The 17,695-nt window shown below is 29.0% G+C and carries 19 protein-coding genes and 1 tRNA gene; 11 read left to right on the top strand and 9 right to left on the bottom strand.

Translation table 11 applies throughout. The annotated features are described in order from the left end of the window. Positions 1-3: 3 nt before the first annotated feature. Positions 4-450, top strand: coding sequence for a GNAT family N-acetyltransferase (locus GQS58_RS03665; RefSeq protein WP_166382954.1), 447 nt, complete (start codon positions 4-6; stop codon positions 448-450). 65 nt (positions 451-515) lie between these two features. Further along, a tRNA-Gly gene (locus GQS58_RS03660) sits at positions 516-588 on the top strand. Positions 589-656: 68 nt separating this feature from the next. On the opposite strand, the gene ppk2 (GQS58_RS03655) is transcribed toward GQS58_RS03660, so the two are convergent. Together ppk2 (GQS58_RS03655) and ppk2 (GQS58_RS03650) are read right to left on the bottom strand one after the other, a co-directional pair. Beyond that, positions 657-1,436: a polyphosphate kinase 2 gene (ppk2, locus tag GQS58_RS03655; RefSeq protein ID WP_166382952.1), complete on the bottom strand. Its 780-nt coding sequence runs from the start codon at positions 1,434-1,436 to the stop codon at positions 657-659. Positions 1,437-1,443: 7 nt separating this feature from the next. Next, entirely contained in the window at positions 1,444-2,298 is an 855-nt protein-coding gene (ppk2, locus tag GQS58_RS03650; RefSeq protein ID WP_166382950.1) for a polyphosphate kinase 2, read from the bottom strand. A 93-nt stretch (positions 2,299-2,391) separates the two neighbouring features. Here ppk2 (GQS58_RS03650) and GQS58_RS03645 point away from each other — a divergent pair, with 93 nt between their 5' ends. Next, entirely contained in the window at positions 2,392-3,342 is a 951-nt protein-coding gene (locus GQS58_RS03645) for a lipid A deacylase LpxR family protein (protein ID WP_166382948.1), read from the top strand. A 118-nt stretch (positions 3,343-3,460) separates the two neighbouring features. Here the strand turns inward: GQS58_RS03645 and GQS58_RS03640 are convergent, their stop codons facing one another. Then, positions 3,461-4,885 carry an ATP-dependent RecD-like DNA helicase gene (locus GQS58_RS03640; RefSeq protein WP_166382946.1) on the bottom strand — a complete coding sequence of 475 codons (1,425 nt, stop codon included), beginning with the start codon at positions 4,883-4,885 and terminating at the stop codon, positions 3,461-3,463. Between the two features lie 105 nt (positions 4,886-4,990). Between GQS58_RS03640 and GQS58_RS03635 the strand changes: the two genes are divergently transcribed. Genes GQS58_RS03635 through GQS58_RS03625 form a run of 3 tightly spaced genes read left to right on the top strand, consistent with a single transcriptional unit; the run spans position 4,991 to position 7,066 of the window. Further along, entirely contained in the window at positions 4,991-5,725 is a 735-nt protein-coding gene (locus tag GQS58_RS03635; protein WP_166382944.1) for a hypothetical protein, read from the top strand. Next, the gene (locus GQS58_RS03630; RefSeq protein WP_205860376.1) at positions 5,694-6,530 is read left to right on the top strand and encodes a DUF3822 family protein; all 837 of its coding nucleotides are present in this window, start codon (positions 5,694-5,696) and stop codon (positions 6,528-6,530) included. Before GQS58_RS03635 ends, GQS58_RS03630 begins: the two co-directional genes overlap by 32 nt. Then, positions 6,527-7,066 carry an RsmD family RNA methyltransferase gene (locus GQS58_RS03625; protein WP_166382942.1) on the top strand — a complete coding sequence of 180 codons (540 nt, stop codon included), beginning with the start codon at positions 6,527-6,529 and terminating at the stop codon, positions 7,064-7,066. Before GQS58_RS03630 ends, GQS58_RS03625 begins: the two co-directional genes overlap by 4 nt. An 80-nt stretch (positions 7,067-7,146) precedes the next feature. Here GQS58_RS03625 and GQS58_RS03620 read toward each other — a convergent pair whose 3' ends face one another. From GQS58_RS03620 to GQS58_RS03600, 5 genes are read right to left on the bottom strand one after another with little or no spacing between them, the layout of a single operon-like run. Further along, the gene (locus GQS58_RS03620; protein ID WP_166382940.1) at positions 7,147-8,100 is read right to left on the bottom strand and encodes an AAA family ATPase; all 954 of its coding nucleotides are present in this window, start codon (positions 8,098-8,100) and stop codon (positions 7,147-7,149) included. Beyond that, positions 8,100-9,482, bottom strand: coding sequence for a peptidylprolyl isomerase (locus tag GQS58_RS03615; protein ID WP_166382938.1), 1,383 nt, complete (start codon positions 9,480-9,482; stop codon positions 8,100-8,102). The genes GQS58_RS03620 and GQS58_RS03615 overlap by 1 nt, the downstream gene beginning before the upstream one ends. Continuing rightward, positions 9,448-10,296 (bottom strand): hypothetical protein, encoded by an 849-nt coding sequence (locus tag GQS58_RS03610; protein ID WP_205860375.1) that lies wholly within the window; start codon positions 10,294-10,296, stop codon positions 9,448-9,450. The genes GQS58_RS03615 and GQS58_RS03610 overlap by 35 nt, the downstream gene beginning before the upstream one ends. After that, positions 10,293-11,927, bottom strand: a complete 1,635-nt coding sequence (locus tag GQS58_RS03605) for a peptidylprolyl isomerase (RefSeq protein WP_166382936.1) — start codon at positions 11,925-11,927, stop codon at positions 10,293-10,295. Before GQS58_RS03605 ends, GQS58_RS03610 begins: the two co-directional genes overlap by 4 nt. 10 nt (positions 11,928-11,937) lie before the next feature. Then, positions 11,938-12,219, bottom strand: coding sequence for a DUF493 family protein (locus GQS58_RS03600; protein ID WP_166382934.1), 282 nt, complete (start codon positions 12,217-12,219; stop codon positions 11,938-11,940). Between the two features lie 96 nt (positions 12,220-12,315). Here GQS58_RS03600 and GQS58_RS03595 point away from each other — a divergent pair, with 96 nt between their 5' ends. The 5 genes from GQS58_RS03595 to GQS58_RS03575 all read left to right on the top strand — a co-directional run bounded on the left by GQS58_RS03595 (position 12,316) and on the right by GQS58_RS03575 (position 16,809). Beyond that, the gene (locus GQS58_RS03595) at positions 12,316-12,858 is read left to right on the top strand and encodes an AAA family ATPase (RefSeq protein WP_166382932.1); all 543 of its coding nucleotides are present in this window, start codon (positions 12,316-12,318) and stop codon (positions 12,856-12,858) included. Continuing rightward, complete coding sequence (locus GQS58_RS03590; RefSeq protein ID WP_205860374.1) at positions 12,855-14,747, top strand: ATP-dependent DNA helicase RecQ; 1,893 nt, start codon at positions 12,855-12,857, stop codon at positions 14,745-14,747. Before GQS58_RS03595 ends, GQS58_RS03590 begins: the two co-directional genes overlap by 4 nt. A 2-nt stretch (positions 14,748-14,749) precedes the next feature. Then, positions 14,750-15,700 carry a methionyl-tRNA formyltransferase gene (gene fmt / locus GQS58_RS03585; RefSeq protein ID WP_205860373.1) on the top strand — a complete coding sequence of 317 codons (951 nt, stop codon included), beginning with the start codon at positions 14,750-14,752 and terminating at the stop codon, positions 15,698-15,700. A gap of 186 nt (positions 15,701-15,886) precedes the next feature. Further along, positions 15,887-16,159, top strand: coding sequence for an HU family DNA-binding protein (locus tag GQS58_RS03580; RefSeq protein ID WP_068449845.1), 273 nt, complete (start codon positions 15,887-15,889; stop codon positions 16,157-16,159). Between the two features lie 92 nt (positions 16,160-16,251). Next, complete coding sequence (locus tag GQS58_RS03575) at positions 16,252-16,809, top strand: YqgE/AlgH family protein (protein ID WP_166383234.1); 558 nt, start codon at positions 16,252-16,254, stop codon at positions 16,807-16,809. On the opposite strand, the gene GQS58_RS03570 is transcribed toward GQS58_RS03575, so the two are convergent. Then, complete coding sequence (locus tag GQS58_RS03570) at positions 16,806-17,639, bottom strand: aminotransferase class IV (RefSeq protein WP_166382930.1); 834 nt, start codon at positions 17,637-17,639, stop codon at positions 16,806-16,808. The genes GQS58_RS03575 and GQS58_RS03570 overlap by 4 nt on opposite strands. Between the last annotated feature and the right edge of the window lie 56 nt (positions 17,640-17,695).

Genomic DNA, 17,695 nt, shown 5'->3' with positions numbered 1-17,695 from the left:
AGCATGAATACGCTAATAAAGGTAATTGAAGTAGAAGAAATTTTGACAATAATTCCGCTTTTAACAAAATTAAACTCAAAAACTCCTTTAGAAATTTTAAAAGAACGAGTTATAGAAATGTCAAAAAACACCAATTACGAATGTATTGGCTTATATGTTAATCAAAAATTAGTAGGAATTTCTGGACTTTGGTACACTACAAGACATTATATAGGAAAATCTGCAGAACCAGATCATGTAATTATAGATGAATCTACCCGAGGACAAGGACTTGGAAAACAATTCTTTAATTGGATAAACAACCATGTTAAAAACAAAGGATGTGAAGCAATAGAATTAAATGCCTACTCAGGCAATACGAAGTCTCATAAATTCTATTATAATGAAGGATACGACATTTATGGTTTTCATTTTTTAAAGGTATTAAGAGCTGATAAAAAATTTTATTAATTTTTTTAAAAAAAAGCTTGCGGAACTCAAAAAACATATTATATTTGCAACCGCTTACCAATAATGCGAAAGTAGCTCAGTTGGTAGAGCGTCAGCCTTCCAAGCTGAATGTCGCCGGTTCGAACCCGGTCTTTCGCTCAAAAGACTTCATATTTTATATGAAGTCTTTTTTTTTGTTTATTATATTAAAAAGATTTAGCGGTTTTTTAAACCTCTAAATTCTTATCATAAGGAATACGATCTAAAATATGATTAATCACATTTATACGCGCTTCCGTTTTTCTATTTGCTCTAATTATCTTCCAAGGAGAAAGTCCTGTATTTGTTTTTTGAAACATTGCTTTCTTATACTCTGTATAATCTTCCCAAAGCAATTGTGCCTTCTCATCTAACTTAGTCATTTTCCATTGCTTTAATGGATCGCTTTTTATGTCTGCAAAACGTTTTGCTTGCTCTTTCTTAGAAATAGACATATATATTTTAACTAAATGAATACCCGATTCTAAAATCATTCTTTCAAAATCATTTACCTGATTCATAAAGACATTATATTCTTCTTTAGTACAAAAATTATTAACAGGCTCTACAACCGCTCTATTATACCAACTTCTATCAAAAAACACTATTTCTCCTGCTTTAGGAAACTGCTCTACGTATCTTTGAAAATACCATTGAGACTGCTCATCTTCCGACGGTTTCGGCAATGCTACAATACGCATATGACGCGGATTGATACGCTCTGTTAATCTTCTAATTGCTCCTCCCTTACCTGCAGCATCTCTTCCCTGAAAAACAATAATTATTCTTTCATTATTATTGATAGCCCATTTTTGTAAACGGATCAATTCTACCTGTAAACTGTCAAGCTTTCTTTGGTAATCTACATATCTAATGGCTCTATCTATATTTAGAGGTTCTTTAGATAAAAGAGCCAACAAGCCTTTCTTAGAATTTAATTTTTTTAAATTTTTAGGTGATATTTCCATATTAAATTTAATCTATATTAGTGTTAGATCTATAATAACGCATTACAACATTAGGATCTGGGTTTAAAACTGTTTTTGCTTCTTTATCGTCATAATCAAATTGAGATAAAACATGTCTAATAGCTTCTAGCCTTGCTACTTTTTTGTCATTCGTTTTTATCATCATCCAAGGACTGTAAGAGGTGTGTGTCTTTGAAAACATTTCTCCCTTATAATGCGTATATCTGTCCCAAAGAATTTGTCCTTGTTTATCTACAGGACTAAATTTCCATCTTTTTAATGGATTTTCTTTTCTGCCCTCAAAACGTTTTAGCTGCTCATCTTTACTAATTGATAGCCAAAATTTAATAATAACAACACCATCTTCATACATCATGTGCTCAAACTCTGGCACTTGTACCAAAAACTGTTTGTATTGTTGGTCTGTACAAAACCCCATAACAGGCTCTACAACTGCTCTATTATACCAACTTCTATCAAAAAAAACAATTTCACCAGGGTTTGGTAATTCTTTAATATACCGCTGAAAATACCATTGTCCTTTTTCTATTTCTGTAGGCTTATTTAAGGCCACCAATCTACTAGAACGTGGGTTTAAGTGCTCCATAAATCTACGAATATTACCACCTTTACCGGCAGCATCTCGTCCTTCAAAAATAATTGCAACTCGCTTGTTATTATTCGAAATCCACCTTTGTAATTTAACCAACTCTATTTGAAGTAACCTTAGCTCTTCATTATATATAATTGTTTTCTTTACTTTCTTACAAGCCTCATTCTTTTCACCTATAAGCGCTAACAATTCTTTACTGTTGGTAACACCCTGAAAGTCTTCTGAACTTAATCCTTCTTTAATATCCATAAATTCTATTTACTCGGACTAAAATAACTACTTTTTTTTAGAAATACATGAAAAAAAAATCATTTTAAATAAGTTATTTTATATTTGTTACTTATGAAATACTTAATACTAAGCCTAGTTGTCTTTATATCATCCTATTCAATTGCTCAAGAAAAATTTTCAAAAGAAATTAGTCTAATTACAGACAACGATTTATATGTTTCTACCGTTAGAGATCGATATTATACAAGTGGAGTCTTTTTAAGTTATAGCTATCTTTCTAAAAATAAAAAAGAGTCTTTAGAAAAACGTATTTTAGAATGGAAAATAAGTCAAGAAATGTACAGTCCATTTAAGGCCACTGTGCAAGACATTAATAACCATGATAGACCTTTTGCAGGTTATTTATATGGAAGTTTCGGAATAAAAAGAATCTATAAAAATAACCAAATTTTTAGCACCACTGCCCAAATTGGAGTAATTGGAGCTAATTCTTATGCCGAAGAATTACAAGAATTTATACATAATGTTTATGGTTTTAAACAAGCAATAGGCTGGGAATATCAAATAAAAAATGCTTTTGCGTTAAACTATAATGCAGAATATTTAAAAACAATTTTAAAAAATAAAAGTAATAATTTTGACATTACCTGGACCAATCAAGTAAACCTAGGCACAGTTTACACCAATATTTCTACCGGAGTTTATAGTAGAATTGGGTTAAAGCCTCTGCAAGACTTAGCAAACTCTATTGCATTTGATACAAATCTAAATAATGAACAAACAAATTATTTTAGAGAAGTAGAATCTTTTTTTTACATAAAACCAACGCTACGTTACGCCGCCTATGACGCTACTCTACAAGGAAGCTTCTTAAACAAGACTAGTCCAATTACCAACTATTTAATACCTGTTGTTTTTGACCTAGAATTAGGATTAAAATTTACCGTAAACCGTTTTAACTTTGGATACTCGTTTCATTACAACACAAATAAATCTAAAGATTTAAGATTTACAAACGGACATAGATATGGCAGAATTGCAATTAACTATCTACTGCATTAAAATAGCAATAGTTAGTTGTATTTATTTATAGGTTTATTTATTTATTTATAGGTTTAGCAACGAACTACAATTCATAATAAAAACAACCTTATAAGGCTACTTTTACTTCAACCTAAAATTATTCCTCAAAAAACTCCCCTTTAAAACCAATTAAATATAATTTTTCTTGCGCTCTAGTTAATGCGGTATACAACCACCTATAATATTCTTTAGAAACACCTTCTGGTAAATAAGGTTGCTCTATAAACACTGTTTTCCATTGTCCTCCTTGAGATTTATGACACGTCATAGCATAAGAAAACTTAACTTGCAATGCATTGAAAAACAAATTCTTTTTAATTTCCATAAACTGTTTAGACTTCGATTTTAAGTGAGCATAGTCTTCCTTTACTGCTTGATATAACCTATTAGATTCCTCATAAGTTAAAGAAGGGGTTTCACTTGTTAGGGTATCTAGCAATAAAACAGTTTCAAAAGGCTGCATATCTGGGTAATCAATCATCCTTACCTCTACTTCTGCAAATTTAAAACCATACAACTCTTTAATAGAAAATATTTTTAAGACCTCGCAAATATCTCCATTGGCAATAAAACCTGCGGTTGAATTTTCTTTTAACCAGAAATAATTGTTTTTTACGACCATTATATAATCCCCAGCAGAAATTTCATTTTCTTGCCCACGAATTTTCATTCTAATTTGCTGATTATAATCATTAGCTCTTTTGTTAGAACGCACAATAAATGCAGTATCCTCTACTCCATCACTCTCATAAGCAGTAACCAAAGCATCTTCTATATCATAACCATCATCTAACCTTACAATATCGGGAAAATCGATATCAAACTTAAAATTAGTAGTATCATTTTGAATCATTAACCTCAACAAAGTAGCATTTGCTAGAATACCAGAATCTTCATGCTGACGCATAACTTCATCTAATTCAATTTCTGTTACATTTTTATGATAATCATACACCAAAGTATCTTCTTCTAAAGCAGGACTAATATTTAACTTTACAGGAGGTAATTGAGCAGTATCTCCTATAAATATCAACTTACATTGATGACCAGAGTATACATATCTAATTAAATCATCTAATAAAGAACCAGAATCAAATAATTGCTGATTTTGTCTACTATCTGGAATCATAGAAGCTTCATCCACAATAAAAATAGTATTTCTATGCTTATTAGGTTGCAAAACAAAACCTACAGCACCATTTGACTGTTTTTTTGGAAAATATATTTTTTTATGAATTGTAAATGCTGGTCTTTTAGAATATACAGAAATTACTTTAGCCGCTCTACCAGTTGGTGCTAGTAAAACTGCCTTCTTACCAATAGTACCCAAACTATTAACATAAGCACTAATACTTGTTGTTTTCCCAGTACCAGCGTATCCCTTTAATAAAAACAAAGCATCTGTATCTTCTGTAAAGCTAAAATTGCTTAGAAGATTTAGTAATTTATTCTGTTTAATTGTTGGTGAAAATTGAAATTTTTTCAATAATTCTGCGTAAAAATCAGTCGTTTTATTTATCATATAAAAATTAATACAACAAAGATACATCGATTTGTAAATAAAAGTTTTTATCATTAAAAAAAAATTGTAGATTTGCCTTAGGACTATTAAAAAAAATACTTAACAATGGGATTACTTGGAATGATTTTGGCAGCGGTTATAGTTGCAATATTACTAGCTTTTATTATAGTTAAATTTTTACCATTAAAATTAAGGTGGATTGCCTCTATATTACTTTTGGCTTTAACCGCTTTTTTAGTTTCTAAAATATACTACGGTATAATGGAACCTATTATTTTTAACAAAACCAAAGTGGTTAAATACAGCAAAGTTGTTAACAACTTAAAAATAATTAGAGATGCAGAAGTTAAACATTTTGAAGTAACAGGACAATATACTAAAGACAAAAACGCTTTAATACAGTTTATTGATACGGCAAGATTAGCCTTAACAGAAACAAAAACTGTTGTAGAGAAAGAAGATAGAGGTGGTGGAATTATTATTGATGTAGAGAAGAAACAAACAGACACTATTGGTTACGAGCCAGTTTCTAAGTACTTTAAAGGTAAAAACTACAAAGAGATGTTTAAAGTACCTGGTGTAGATGGAAAAGAGTTTGATATTGAAGTAGGAACAGTAGAAAAAGTACCAGGAATGGTAGTACCAACTTTTTATGTTAAAACAGGTAAAGAAGACATTTTAAAAGGGATGAATGAATCGCTTCTAAAACAAGAATTAGAGCAAGTTGCAACAGACCAAATTAGAGGAGAATATGTTTCTGTTGGTTCTTTAGATGAAGTTTCAACTGGTGGTAATTGGCCTCCTGCTTATGATAAAAAAGACAGTGATAAAGAAGAATAGTAGAAATACTGTAACACACTCAAAAGATACAAAGTTATCCATCCAATTTAATTTGGATGGATTTTCTTTTTGTATCATAAACAATACTACAAAAGAAACAAGTTACTTTTCTGAATATGTTTTTAAGGAAAAACAACTAACTCCAGAAAATCTCTTAAAGAAAATAGAAGAAATTTTTAAAACAGATATTCATTTACAAAAAGATTTTTTATCTGTATTAGTAATTCATCAAAACAATTTATTTTCACTGGTACCTGATCCATATTTTTCTGAAGACATACTTTCTGAATATCTTAATTTTAATATTAAAACATTAGCCACAGATTTTATAGCTTATGATGATATAGAAAGTATAAATGCAAAAAATGTATATGTACCCTATGTAAATATTAATAATTACTTATTTCAAAATTTTGGAGCGTTTGAATACAAACATCATTTAACTGTTTTAATTGAAAAATTAATTTCAGCTAATAATACTGCTGATAAAAAAGTGTTTGTAAATGTTTCTAAAGAAAATTACGATATTGTTGTATTAGAAAATAAACAATTACAATTTTCAAATTCATTTAATTTTCAAACAAAAGAAGATTTTATCTACTATATCTTATTTACATTTGAACAATTAAAGTTAGATGTAGAAAAAATAGCTGTATTTTTTACGGGAAATATTGAGCCAGAATCTGAAATATACAAAATCACGTATCAATACATTAGAAATGTTTCTTTTTTAGAAAGTAAGAACCCAATTTTTAATGAATTAGATACTTCTAAACATTCAAATTATATCCTTTTAAATTCATGAGAATAATTTCTGGAAAACACAAAAGCAGACGTTTATCAGCGCCTAAGAACTTACCTGTTCGCCCTACAACAGATATGGCAAAAGAATCGTTATTTAACATCTTAAACAATACATATTTCTTTGATAGTATTGCTGTTATAGATCTTTTTTCTGGTACAGGAAACATTAGTTATGAATTTGGTTCTAGAGGAACAAAAGATATTTATGCCATAGATGCACACTTTGGTTGTATAAAATACATTAACGAAACTGCTAAAGTTTTAGACCTACCAATAAACACTTTTAAAAGTGATGTTTATAAATTTTTAGAAAAGACTTCTTTACAAGCAGATGTTATTTTTGCTGATCCTCCTTACGATTTTGAAGAAGAGCAATTTTTAAAAATAGTAGATTTAGTTTTTACAAGAAATCTATTGAAAGAAGAAGGAGTTTTAATTGTTGAACACTCTAAACATACGGACCTTTCTAAACATGAAAACCATAGTTATGATAAGCGTTATGGAGGCAATGTCTTTAGCTTCTTTGAAAACGAATAAATTTTTTAGTAATTAAAAATTACTCATAAAAAAACACGGCAAATACCGTGTTTTTTTTATGTTTTAAAAATATAATATATCTACAAAAGAGACTTTATAATATCTGCAACCGTAATTCCCTCTGCCTCTGCTTTGTAATTTTTTACAATTCTGTGCGATAAAATAGGAATAGCTACTGCCTTTACATTTTCTATATCTGGAGAAAACTTTCCGTTTACAGCTGCATGTGCTTTAGCTGCTAAGATTAAGTTTTGAGATGCTCTTGGCCCTGCTCCCCAATCTAAGTAAGATTTTACTAAATCTGTTGCTTCTTTAGATTTTGGTCTTGTTTTACCAACTAAACCAACTGCATATTCTATTACATTATCTGCAACAGGGATTTTACGAATTAATTTTTGAATTTCAACAATTTCTTCCGCAGAAAATAATGGGTTTATAATAGTAATTTTATTACCTGTTGTACTTTTTACAACTGCTACCTCTTCTTCAAAAGAAGGATATTCTAAATAAATAGAAAACATAAATCGATCTAATTGAGCTTCTGGTAAAGGATAAGTTCCTTCTTGCTCAATTGGATTTTGCGTTGCTAATACAAAGAACGGTAAATCTAATTTATAATGATTTCCAGAAACCGTTACAGAACGTTCTTGCATTGCTTCCAATAAAGCTGCCTGCGTTTTTGGTGGAGTTCTGTTAATTTCATCAGCAAGAATAATATTAGAAAAAATAGGCCCTTTAATAAATTTAAAATGTCTGTTTTCGTCTAAAATTTCACTTCCTAAAATATCTGAAGGCATTAAATCTGGCGTAAATTGAATTCTTTTAAAATGCAATCCTAAAGCATCAGACACCGTATTTACTAACAAAGTTTTAGCCAAACCAGGTACACCAACTAATAATGAGTGCCCTCCGCAAAAAATAGAGAGTAAGGTAAAATTAACCGCTTCGTGCTGCCCAATAATTACTTTACCAATTTCTGTTTTTATTGCGTTGTATTTATCTACTAAATCTTTTACAGCTTTAACGTCAGACATTATTTATTTACTGCTTTTTTCCAATTCTTATCAAACGTACATTTACTATGTGTAGGTCCGATGTTAATATAAGTATCTTTTATTTTTTCTTTAGACCATTTTGTAATGGTTTCTTCTTTCTTTTTTTGAAGTGCTAATTGCTGTACTTTAACATAATCGTCAATAATATTTGCAACATGCGTATCTGTTCTATCTTTCATTAAAATGAATTTAAACATTTTATCTCCAGATCTTTCTTCATCATAAAAAGGATCTGTAATTTCTCCTTTTTTAAGATCACTTACTCTTGCATAAAAAGCTGGGTCCATTCTTGTTAAATCAAATTTAGACTCTCCTGTAGATGGGTTAATAATAAGCCCTCCACTATTTCTAGTGTCCTCGTCATCAGAATATTTTTTAACAGCTTCCTCAAAAGTTAAAGCTCCTTCTCTAATTTTTTGAACAATACTATCTGCTTTTACTTTAAGTTCATTCATTTTAGAATCTGGAACTTCTGGTTGCATTAAAATATGAGAAGCAACTCTTGTATTTCCTTTAACTGCATGTAATTGCATTATATGATAACCAAATTCAGATTTAAATGGTTTAGAAACCTGACCAACATCTAAAGTAAAAGCCATTTCTTTAAATTCTTTAATAAAAGCAGATTCTTTTGTTACCGAATATTCACCTCCATTGGTAGTAACTCCAGGATCATCAGAATTAATAATAGCTTTCATTCTAAAATTAGAACCTTCTTCTATTTCTTTTTTTAATTCATTAAGTTTATTAATAACTCTTTCTGTTTCTTCTTTGGTAGGTACTGCTTTTAAAACTACTTGAACTAATTCTATTTCTGCAGGAAACTGAGGTAATTCATCTTTTTCTTTTAATCCATTAAAATACAAACGAACTTCTTCTGGAGTAACATCTATTTTTTCAGTAATCTTTAATTGCTCTTTTTCAATTAAAATATTTTCTGTTTGCACGGTTGTTAATTCCTTTTTTAAATCTTCTAAATCATTAAAACCATAGGCTTTAATAACTTTATCTACATTACCATATTGTTGTGTAAAATACTGGATACTTCTCTCTACTTTATCTGAAATTTCGGCATCTGAAACAGTAACACTATCTACAACAGCATGGTGTGCCATTAATTTCTGTTGCATTAATTCTTCTAGCATTTCGCAGTCTGTAATTTGCACTTTTCCTTCGCTCCTTACCTCTACTTCTTGCTTAAATTTAGCAATATCAGAATCTAAAACAATGTTTTTACCAATAACAACGGCTACACCATCTATTTTTACTTTTTGTGCAGAAGTTTGCAGTCCTAAAAAGCATAAGAATAGTGCTAAAATTGATGATTTAATATATTTTAAAATTGTTGTTCTGTGTTGCATCTTTTACTATTATTTTTTCTATCTCTCTTAATAATTCAATTTTACGTTTATGTAAAATCATTTGTTCTATAGTTGGGGTAATATAACTTAATGGTGCAATAGAATTACGTTCTAACACGTCATTAATAGCCACCAAATATAAACCTATTGAGTCTTGTTTTTCGATGAATTTTGTTTTTTTTAACAGTATTTCCTTTGAAAAAGGAAGTTTTAACAAAATGTTATCTAATTGTGTCCAAACAGAGTCGTTAAATTGATGAGATTTAAAACTCAACTCTTGTTTTTCTAATTTTTCTAGATCACTAATATCATCAGATTTAAAGAGTTTTAAAATATCCTTTTTATCTTTAATATTTTTATCTACATGAAGATATCTTATTTTAACAAGCTCTTCATTTAGTTTAAAATTCTCCTTATTCAACATATAATATTCCGCTAATTCCTCTTCAGAAATAACAGTATCTAATTGTTGTTTTACAAGTTGTTCTTTAAAATTATTAATTAATAAACTTTCTTTATAATCTTTAACTAGATTGTCTATTTGGTTTACCGATTCTAAAGAAATATTATTCTTAGCTTTTTCTAGCAAGAGTCTTTTAATTGCCCAGTTTTGAATATAGCTTTTTACCAATACAAGGCTGTCTACACTGCTTATATTTTTAGGTAATACGTTTACTAAATCTTTTTTAAAAAGCTTTCCCGTATTAACAGAAGCCACAACTTCTGAGGTGTTTATTTCCTTTTCTTTCATTGTAAAAAAATCACAAGAAGAAAATAGCACTACACAAAATAGAAAAGCAAAATATTTCATCATTTATTTTCGTAAAATTTAATTAACTTTTTCAATTCCTTTTTATTCACCTTCACTTTACTTTTCTTTCTTAAATCTGCAATCCAATTTTTGTCTAAAAAGTTTTGGTAATCATTAATTACCTGTCCTTTAACACTATTTAAATCGGTTGTTGCATAAGTATCCGTTTGGCTCTCAAAGAACTTTTGCAAGCCAATTGAATCATTAGAAGACTTTGCCCAAATTTTTTCTTGCATCAATTCAAAAAGCAATAAACCATCTTCATACTCTTTTAAAGTATAGGCATATTCTGGTTCCGTATAAATTAAATTCTCTTTATAGTACGTAAGAATTTGATCTTCTTTAAACATTTCAAAAAGTTTAAAAACAGCTAAATGTCTTCTATTTCTAATATAGCTTATAAAAGTTTCTTGTGTAATATTTTTATCATTTATACTAATTAAAGTATTCTGTAATGAATCTTTTGGAATTGCTCTTAGATTTTTACGATCTAAAATCTTTTTAGCTTCCTCGTATTCTGTAATTGTGTACTCTTTTTTTAATTTATTTACAACTGCATCTTCAGACAACTGCATTCTAGAGCTCTTTTTTATTTTTTCTTTTAATTCAACTTTCATTTCATCAAAAGATTGAATAGGATGTCTTTTTAACAATTTAACAATATGCCAACCAAACTGACTTCTAAATGGTTTAGAAAAATCTGATACGTTTTCTAAGGCAAAAGCTGCATCATCAAATGATTTTACCATTTTCCCTGCTCCAAATTTACCTAACTTACCTCCATTATTTTTAGAACCAGGATCTTCTGAATATTTTTTGGCTAAATCTTCAAAAAGCTCTTTATTATTTAATTTTACATAAATACTATCTATCTTCATTTTACCAACAGCAGTGGTGTCTCTTATTAAAATATGTGCTGCTTCAATTTCTCCTTTAGATTCTTTTATATCATCAACTTGCATAATATGATAGCCAAATTGTGTTTTAAATGGCATAGAAATTTCACCAACCTTAGTAGCATACGCGGCAACTTCAAAAGGATATACCATATTAAAAGCAGAGAAATAGCCTAAATTACCACCATTTCCTTTTCTGCCTGTTTTAGGATCGTCTTGCGCAGACCTATCTTCTGAATATTGTGCAGCTATTGCTTCAAATTTTTCACCTTTTATAATTCTTTCTCTTAGCTCTAAGATTTTATTATAAACCATTAAAGTATCTCTGGGAGATGCTTCTCTTGGCAGTCTCATTAAAATGTGTTTTGCTTTTACCTGATTTTTTGTTCTAAAATAAGCCTCTTTTACCAATTGATCTATAAAAGTAGTGTCTTGTAAATAAGGTGCAGAAAGCTGGTTTTTATAAGACTCCATTTCTCTTTTATAAGAGGGCAACGTATCTAAATTAATGGCATAAGCTTCTTTTACTTTTAGCTTATAATTAATGTATAAGTCTAAATTATTTGTAATGCTTTTGGCTTCTTCATTATCTATAGCGTCTAAATTTTTTTCATAGATTCTTTTAAATTCAGAAACAGTTGTTTTTTCTCCATCTATTGTAATTAACGTTTTCTCTTTCTTTTGTGAGAAGACAGATATGGATGCAACTAAAACAAATAATAAAACTATTTTTTTCATAAACACTTAATTATAATGATATGATTCCTTTAATTTTTTCAGCTTTTAAATAATATGAAATTACTTTATCTGAACTTTCTATCTTTAATACGATAGAAACACTCACATATTTCCCTGTCTTAGACTTTTTTGTATTTATTACTGCTCCTGAGTCATTAAATAAATCTTCTACTTCTTGAACTTGATTACCATCTGTAGGCACAATAAATTTATACATATAATCTGCAGGAAAGCTAGTAGTATCATCTAATTGATCTTTTAACTTTGCGTAAAATTCTTTTTTATCACTCATAAAAATACTTTCTTAAATCTAAATTAATTATAGATAACAAGCCACAAAATTACATTAAAAATTAGTTTTATAAAGAGATTCATTTATTTTTGTGAAATGCAACAAAAAATAGTCTTAATAGGTGGACCTGGAACAGGAAAAACTTCCGTTATAAATGAATTAACAAATAGAGGGTGTTTTTGTATGCCCGAAATTTCTAGAGAAGTAACCTTAGAAGCACAAAAAAAAGGAATAGATCAACTGTTCTTAACAGAACCTTTATTGTTTAGTCAAATGCTTTTAGAAGGCAGAGAAAAACAATTTATAGAAGCAAATAATAACAATAAAGAACTTGTTTTTTTTGATAGAGGAATTCCGGATGTCCATGCATATATGGACTTTTTTAAAACCGACTACCCATCAACTTTTTTCGAAAAAAGCAATCTTTACAAATACACTAAAATTTTTCATTTTGCTCCCTGGAAAGAGATACACACCACTGATAATGAACGCTATGAATCTTTTGAAGAAACATTAGAAATTGACAAGTTTTTAATAAAATCTTATACAGATTTAGGATACGCAATAATTAATGTTCCATTTGGAAATTTAAAAGAAAGAACCGATTTTGTTATGAATTCGCTTGCTTGCGAATTATGATTTCGCCAAAAGAAATATTAAAAAAATATTGGGGCTTTTCTGAATTTAGACCACAACAAGAAGAAATAATTACGGCATCTTTAGCTCAAAAAGATGTCATTGCATTACTGCCAACAGGTGGTGGAAAATCTATCTGCTTTCAAATTCCGGCTTTGGCAAAAGAAGGTGTCTGTTTGGTTATTTCACCTTTAATTGCTTTAATGCAAGATCAAGTCGAAAACTTAACTCAAAAAGGAATAAAAGCCACAACCATTAAATCTGGTGCTACACAAGATGAAATGATAACGTTGTTTGACAATGTTAAATTTGGAGGCATAAAATTCTTATATCTTTCCCCAGAAAGGTTGCAATCTTACTTTATTCAACAGAAAATAAAAGAATTAAACATTAATTTAATTGCCATTGATGAGGCACATTGTATTTCTGAATGGGGACATGATTTTAGACCTTCTTACAGAAATATCAATATTTTAAGAGAATTAAAACCCGATATTCCTTTTATAGCTTTAACAGCAACTGCAAACCAAAAAGTTCTTAGTGATATTGAAAAAAACCTTGAATTAAAAGAACCGCTACTTTTTAAAAAATCTTTTTATAGAGAAAATTTAGCCTATCAAATATTTACTATTGAAGATAAATTACAACGTTTACTTCAAATATTTACAAAAACAAAAACTCCGGCAATTGTTTATGTCAATTCTAGAAAAAAAACGACTCAGATAGCCTCATTTTTAAACGCAAATAACTTTAAAAGTTCTTTTTATCACGGTGGATTATCATCCGTAGAAAAAAATATTTCCTTTGAAAACTGGATGACAGAAAAAACACCTATTATGGTGGCAACAAATGCCTTCGGAATGGGAATTGACAAAGCAAATGTTGGTTTGGTTATTCATTTAGACTTACCTACAAGTATAGAAAATTACGTACAAGAAACTGGTAGAGCTGGTAGAAGTGGTAAAAAATCGTTTGCGGTTTTGTTATTTAATAAAAGTGATATTTTATTATTTAAAGATCGATTAGAAAAAACACTGTTAAGCATTACAGAGATTAAAGAAATACATAAAAAATTATATCAATATTTTAGAGTTTCTTTAGGTGAATTAAACGAAGAATCGCATTCTTTTAATCTTTTAGAATTTTCTAAAAAATATAATTACTCCGTATTAAAAGTAGATACTGCTCTTAAAATATTATCCAACAACGGAATTATAGAAATTAGCAATCTATATAACAAAAAATCTACGTTGCAATTTATTGTAAACAGTAAAACGGTATTAAATTATCTAGATAAAAATTCAATTATTAAAAATTTTACCAACTCTATATTAAGAACCTATGCTGGTTTATTTGAGGAAGAAGTAAAGATTGATGAATTTTTTATCGCAAAAAAAGCTGGTTTAACCACTAACCTTGTTTTAGCAAATTTTGAACGTTTAGAAAACGATAACATCATTGCATATAAGCCTGTAAAAAATGATGCCGAACTTGTTTTTTTATTACCTAGAGAAGATGATTACACCATAAATAGGTGCTCTAGAGAAATGAAGCAATTCATCCATCAGAAAAAACAAAAATCTGAAGATTTAATTGCTTTTGTAAATAACAATTCCGTTTGTAGAAGTAATCAGGTTTTAAGTTATTTTGATGAAATAAAAACAGAAAAATGTGGTATTTGCGATGTTTGTATTTCAGAAAACAGAAAGCCTACTAAAAATTTATCATCAGAAATAATGCTACTTTTAAAGAATAAGCAAGTTTTATCATCCCAAGAAATTAGTGCTTCTTTAGTAGCAGATGAAAAAGACATTTTAATACATTTGCGACAACTATTAACAGATGATAAAATAAAAATTAATCATCAGAATAAATACCAATTAATCCACTAATTATGAAAGATATGCGTATTGTTTTTATGGGAACTCCAGATTTTGCTGTTACTATTTTAAAGCATTTGGTAGAAAATGATTATAATGTAGTTGGTGTTATTACAGCGGCAGACAAACCAGCAGGAAGAGGACGAAAATTAAATGAATCTGCCGTAAAAAAATATGCAACTTCTGTAAATTTACTGGTTTTACAACCTACCAATTTAAAAAACGAAGCTTTTAATATAGAATTAAAAAATTTAAATGCTGATGTACAAATTGTAGTTGCTTTTAGAATGTTACCAAAAATAGTTTGGCAAATGCCTAAATATGGTACTTTTAATTTACACGCTTCTTTACTACCAGAATATAGAGGTGCAGCACCTATACATTGGGCAATTATAAATGGAGAAACTAAAACGGGTGTAACTACTTTTTTTATTGATGATAAAATTGATACCGGAGAAATTATCTTACAAGAAGAAATAGCGGTTTCAGAAACAGAAACAGTTGGTACATTACATGATAAATTAATGTTTTTAGGAGCCGATTTAGTTGGTAAAACAATAGACCTAATTGCTACAGAAAAAGTAAACACTACAAAACAACCAGATTTAGAAGAGAAATCTGCATCTAAATTAAATCCAGAAAATTGCAGAATAGATTGGACAGATTCTTTAGACAACATCTATAATAAAATTAGAGGTTTAAATCCTTTTCCAGCATCTTGGACTATCATTAAAAATGAAGAAGAAGAAATAACTGCTAAAATTTATGCCATTAGAAAAGAAATAGAAGAAGAAGTTCATGTTTTTGAAATTGGTAAAATTATAGCGACTAAAAAAGAATTAAAAGTGGCTGTTCATGGCGGTTTCATTATTATTGATGAAATAAAACTATCAGGAAAGAAAAAAATGGATGCCAAAAGTTTATTAAATGGCTATACTTTCTCTCCAGAAGCAAATGTCTTCTAAAGCCTTTATCTGTAAGGTTTTTACAGGTTTTTGTGTTTTACAACTACCTTTATTAACAATTTACACATATTTATTAACAAAAAGGTGCTTTTTTTGCACTCAAATTTGCGTAAACCCTTAATCCATCTATATTTGTTAAGCTATTAAGCAAAAAATATTCAATTAATATTAAAAAATTTATTTATTATGAACAAGTCAGATTTAATCGATGCAATGGCTGCTGATGCAGGAATTTCTAAAGTAGCAGCTAAAGCGGCATTAGAATCTTTTACAGACAATGTAACTTCTGCTTTAAAAGGTGGTGATAAAGTTGCTTTAGTTGGTTTTGGTACATTCTCTGTTTCTAACAGAGCTGCTAGAACAGGAAGAAACCCTCAAACAGGAAAAACTATTGAAATTGCTGCTAAAAACGTAGCTAAATTTAAAGCTGGAGCTGGTTTAAGCGACGCTGTAAACTAAAACATATAGTTTTAAAGTATATAAAAAGCTCTCTTTTTTAAGAGGGTTTTTTTTTATGCTTTTTTTTATTATATTTAACATATCTTTTTTAAATCAAAAATTTGAAACTAAATAAAGGAAAATTATTAATTGCAGAACCAGCTATTTTAAATGATAGCGCTTTTAATAGAACTATAGTCTTATTAACAGAACATACCTCAAGTAATTCTGTTGGGTTCATTTTAAATAGACCTTTAGAGTATACTATTAATGATTTACTGCCAGAAATTGATTGTAATTTCCCGGTATATCAAGGTGGCCCTGTAGAACAAGATAACTTGTACTTTGTACATAAGGTACCACAACTCCTACCAGACAGTATAGAGGTTGCTAACGGAATATTTTGGGGAGGAAGTTTTGAGTGTTTAAAAGACTTATTAAATAATGACACCCTAAAAGCATCAGACATTCGTTTTTTCTTAGGATATTCTGGTTGGGAAAAAGAACAACTAGACCAAGAAATGAATCAAAATTCTTGGTTTGTAGGTGACAATGATTTTGAAAATATTTTTTCTATGGATGATGAAAACCTCTGGAAAAATAAATTATTACAAAAAGGAGGTAATTATAAGCTTTGGGCAAACGCTCCTAGTGATTTCAATTTAAATTAAATACCTGTAATTTGTAATACTTTTAAATTACCTGCTATTTTATTTCCTATTTCCGTAGTAAACACTTTTTTCTTATAACCAGTAACTGGTTGTACACCAATAATTGCATTTGTTATAAATACTTCATCTGCTTTTTGTATTTCAAAAGGTGATATTGACGTTTCCTCTAGCGTAAAATCTTTATTTTTAGATAAAATCTCAATTACCTTATTACGGGCAATCCCTTTTATACAACCTTCAGAGAGTGCAGGCGTTTTAATAACATTTCCTTTAATTACAAATATATTTCCATTAGTAACCTCTACTACTCCCTTTTTTTCATTTAATAAAATACAATTGTCTAAATCATTTTCATCAGCAAAAATACTAGCTAAAGTATTCAGCATTCTATTATTGGTTTTTATGGTTGATAAAAGCCCTGAATAATTGTAAAAATCTTTATAAACATCTAAAGAGTATGATTCTTTTATCTGATAAGAGCTTTCGGTAGCTTCTATAGTGTAATCTATTTTATTGGTTTTAGGTGTATACAAACCACCGTCTTTTCTAAAAACATTTAATCGGACTCTATACGTATTTGCATCCTTTTGAGTTGCAACTGTTTTTAAAATTTCTTGTTCTAAAAATTCTAGCGTAAACTCCATAGGAATTTTCATCCGTAACATTCTCATAGAGGCCATTAATCTAAAATAATGATCTTCCCAAAAAACTACTTTTTTATGCATCACTTTTACAGTTTCAAAAATGGCATCACCATATTTAAAAGCTCTATTTTCTGATGATAATTTTATATTTTCTGGACTTATTAACGCTCCATTAAAGTTAATCATAAATACATTTTTTTAGAGTTGCAAAATTAATGTTTTTTAAAATATTTTAGCATAAA

This window comes from Polaribacter sp. 11A2H, from assembly GCF_011379025.1.
Lineage (GTDB): Bacteria > Bacteroidota > Bacteroidia > Flavobacteriales > Flavobacteriaceae > Polaribacter.
The sequence above is the reverse complement of the archived record's forward strand: the minus strand, read 5'-3'. Positions and strand labels throughout refer to the sequence as shown.

Bases quoted from the DNA above. Each gene is read 5' to 3' on its own strand.
- GQS58_RS03665 (WP_166382954.1), top strand. From the start codon at position 4: ATGAATACGCTAATAAAGGTAATTGAAGTAGAAGAAATTTTGACAATA.
- ppk2 (WP_166382952.1), bottom strand. From the start codon at position 1,436: ATGGAAATATCACCTAAAAATTTAAAAAAATTAAATTCTAAGAAAGGC.
- ppk2 (WP_166382950.1), bottom strand. From the start codon at position 2,298: ATGGATATTAAAGAAGGATTAAGTTCAGAAGACTTTCAGGGTGTTACC.
- GQS58_RS03645 (WP_166382948.1), top strand. From the start codon at position 2,392: ATGAAATACTTAATACTAAGCCTAGTTGTCTTTATATCATCCTATTCA.
- GQS58_RS03640 (WP_166382946.1), bottom strand. From the start codon at position 4,885: ATGATAAATAAAACGACTGATTTTTACGCAGAATTATTGAAAAAATTT.
- GQS58_RS03635 (WP_166382944.1), top strand. From the start codon at position 4,991: ATGGGATTACTTGGAATGATTTTGGCAGCGGTTATAGTTGCAATATTA.
- GQS58_RS03630 (WP_205860376.1), top strand. From the start codon at position 5,694: ATGATAAAAAAGACAGTGATAAAGAAGAATAGTAGAAATACTGTAACA.
- GQS58_RS03625 (WP_166382942.1), top strand. From the start codon at position 6,527: ATGAGAATAATTTCTGGAAAACACAAAAGCAGACGTTTATCAGCGCCT.
- GQS58_RS03620 (WP_166382940.1), bottom strand. From the start codon at position 8,100: ATGTCTGACGTTAAAGCTGTAAAAGATTTAGTAGATAAATACAACGCA.
- GQS58_RS03615 (WP_166382938.1), bottom strand. From the start codon at position 9,482: ATGCAACACAGAACAACAATTTTAAAATATATTAAATCATCAATTTTA.
- GQS58_RS03610 (WP_205860375.1), bottom strand. From the start codon at position 10,296: ATGATGAAATATTTTGCTTTTCTATTTTGTGTAGTGCTATTTTCTTCT.
- GQS58_RS03605 (WP_166382936.1), bottom strand. From the start codon at position 11,927: ATGAAAAAAATAGTTTTATTATTTGTTTTAGTTGCATCCATATCTGTC.
- GQS58_RS03600 (WP_166382934.1), bottom strand. From the start codon at position 12,219: ATGAGTGATAAAAAAGAATTTTACGCAAAGTTAAAAGATCAATTAGAT.
- GQS58_RS03595 (WP_166382932.1), top strand. From the start codon at position 12,316: ATGCAACAAAAAATAGTCTTAATAGGTGGACCTGGAACAGGAAAAACT.
- GQS58_RS03590 (WP_205860374.1), top strand. From the start codon at position 12,855: ATGATTTCGCCAAAAGAAATATTAAAAAAATATTGGGGCTTTTCTGAA.
- fmt (WP_205860373.1), top strand. From the start codon at position 14,750: ATGAAAGATATGCGTATTGTTTTTATGGGAACTCCAGATTTTGCTGTT.
- GQS58_RS03580 (WP_068449845.1), top strand. From the start codon at position 15,887: ATGAACAAGTCAGATTTAATCGATGCAATGGCTGCTGATGCAGGAATT.
- GQS58_RS03570 (WP_166382930.1), bottom strand. From the start codon at position 17,639: ATGATTAACTTTAATGGAGCGTTAATAAGTCCAGAAAATATAAAATTA.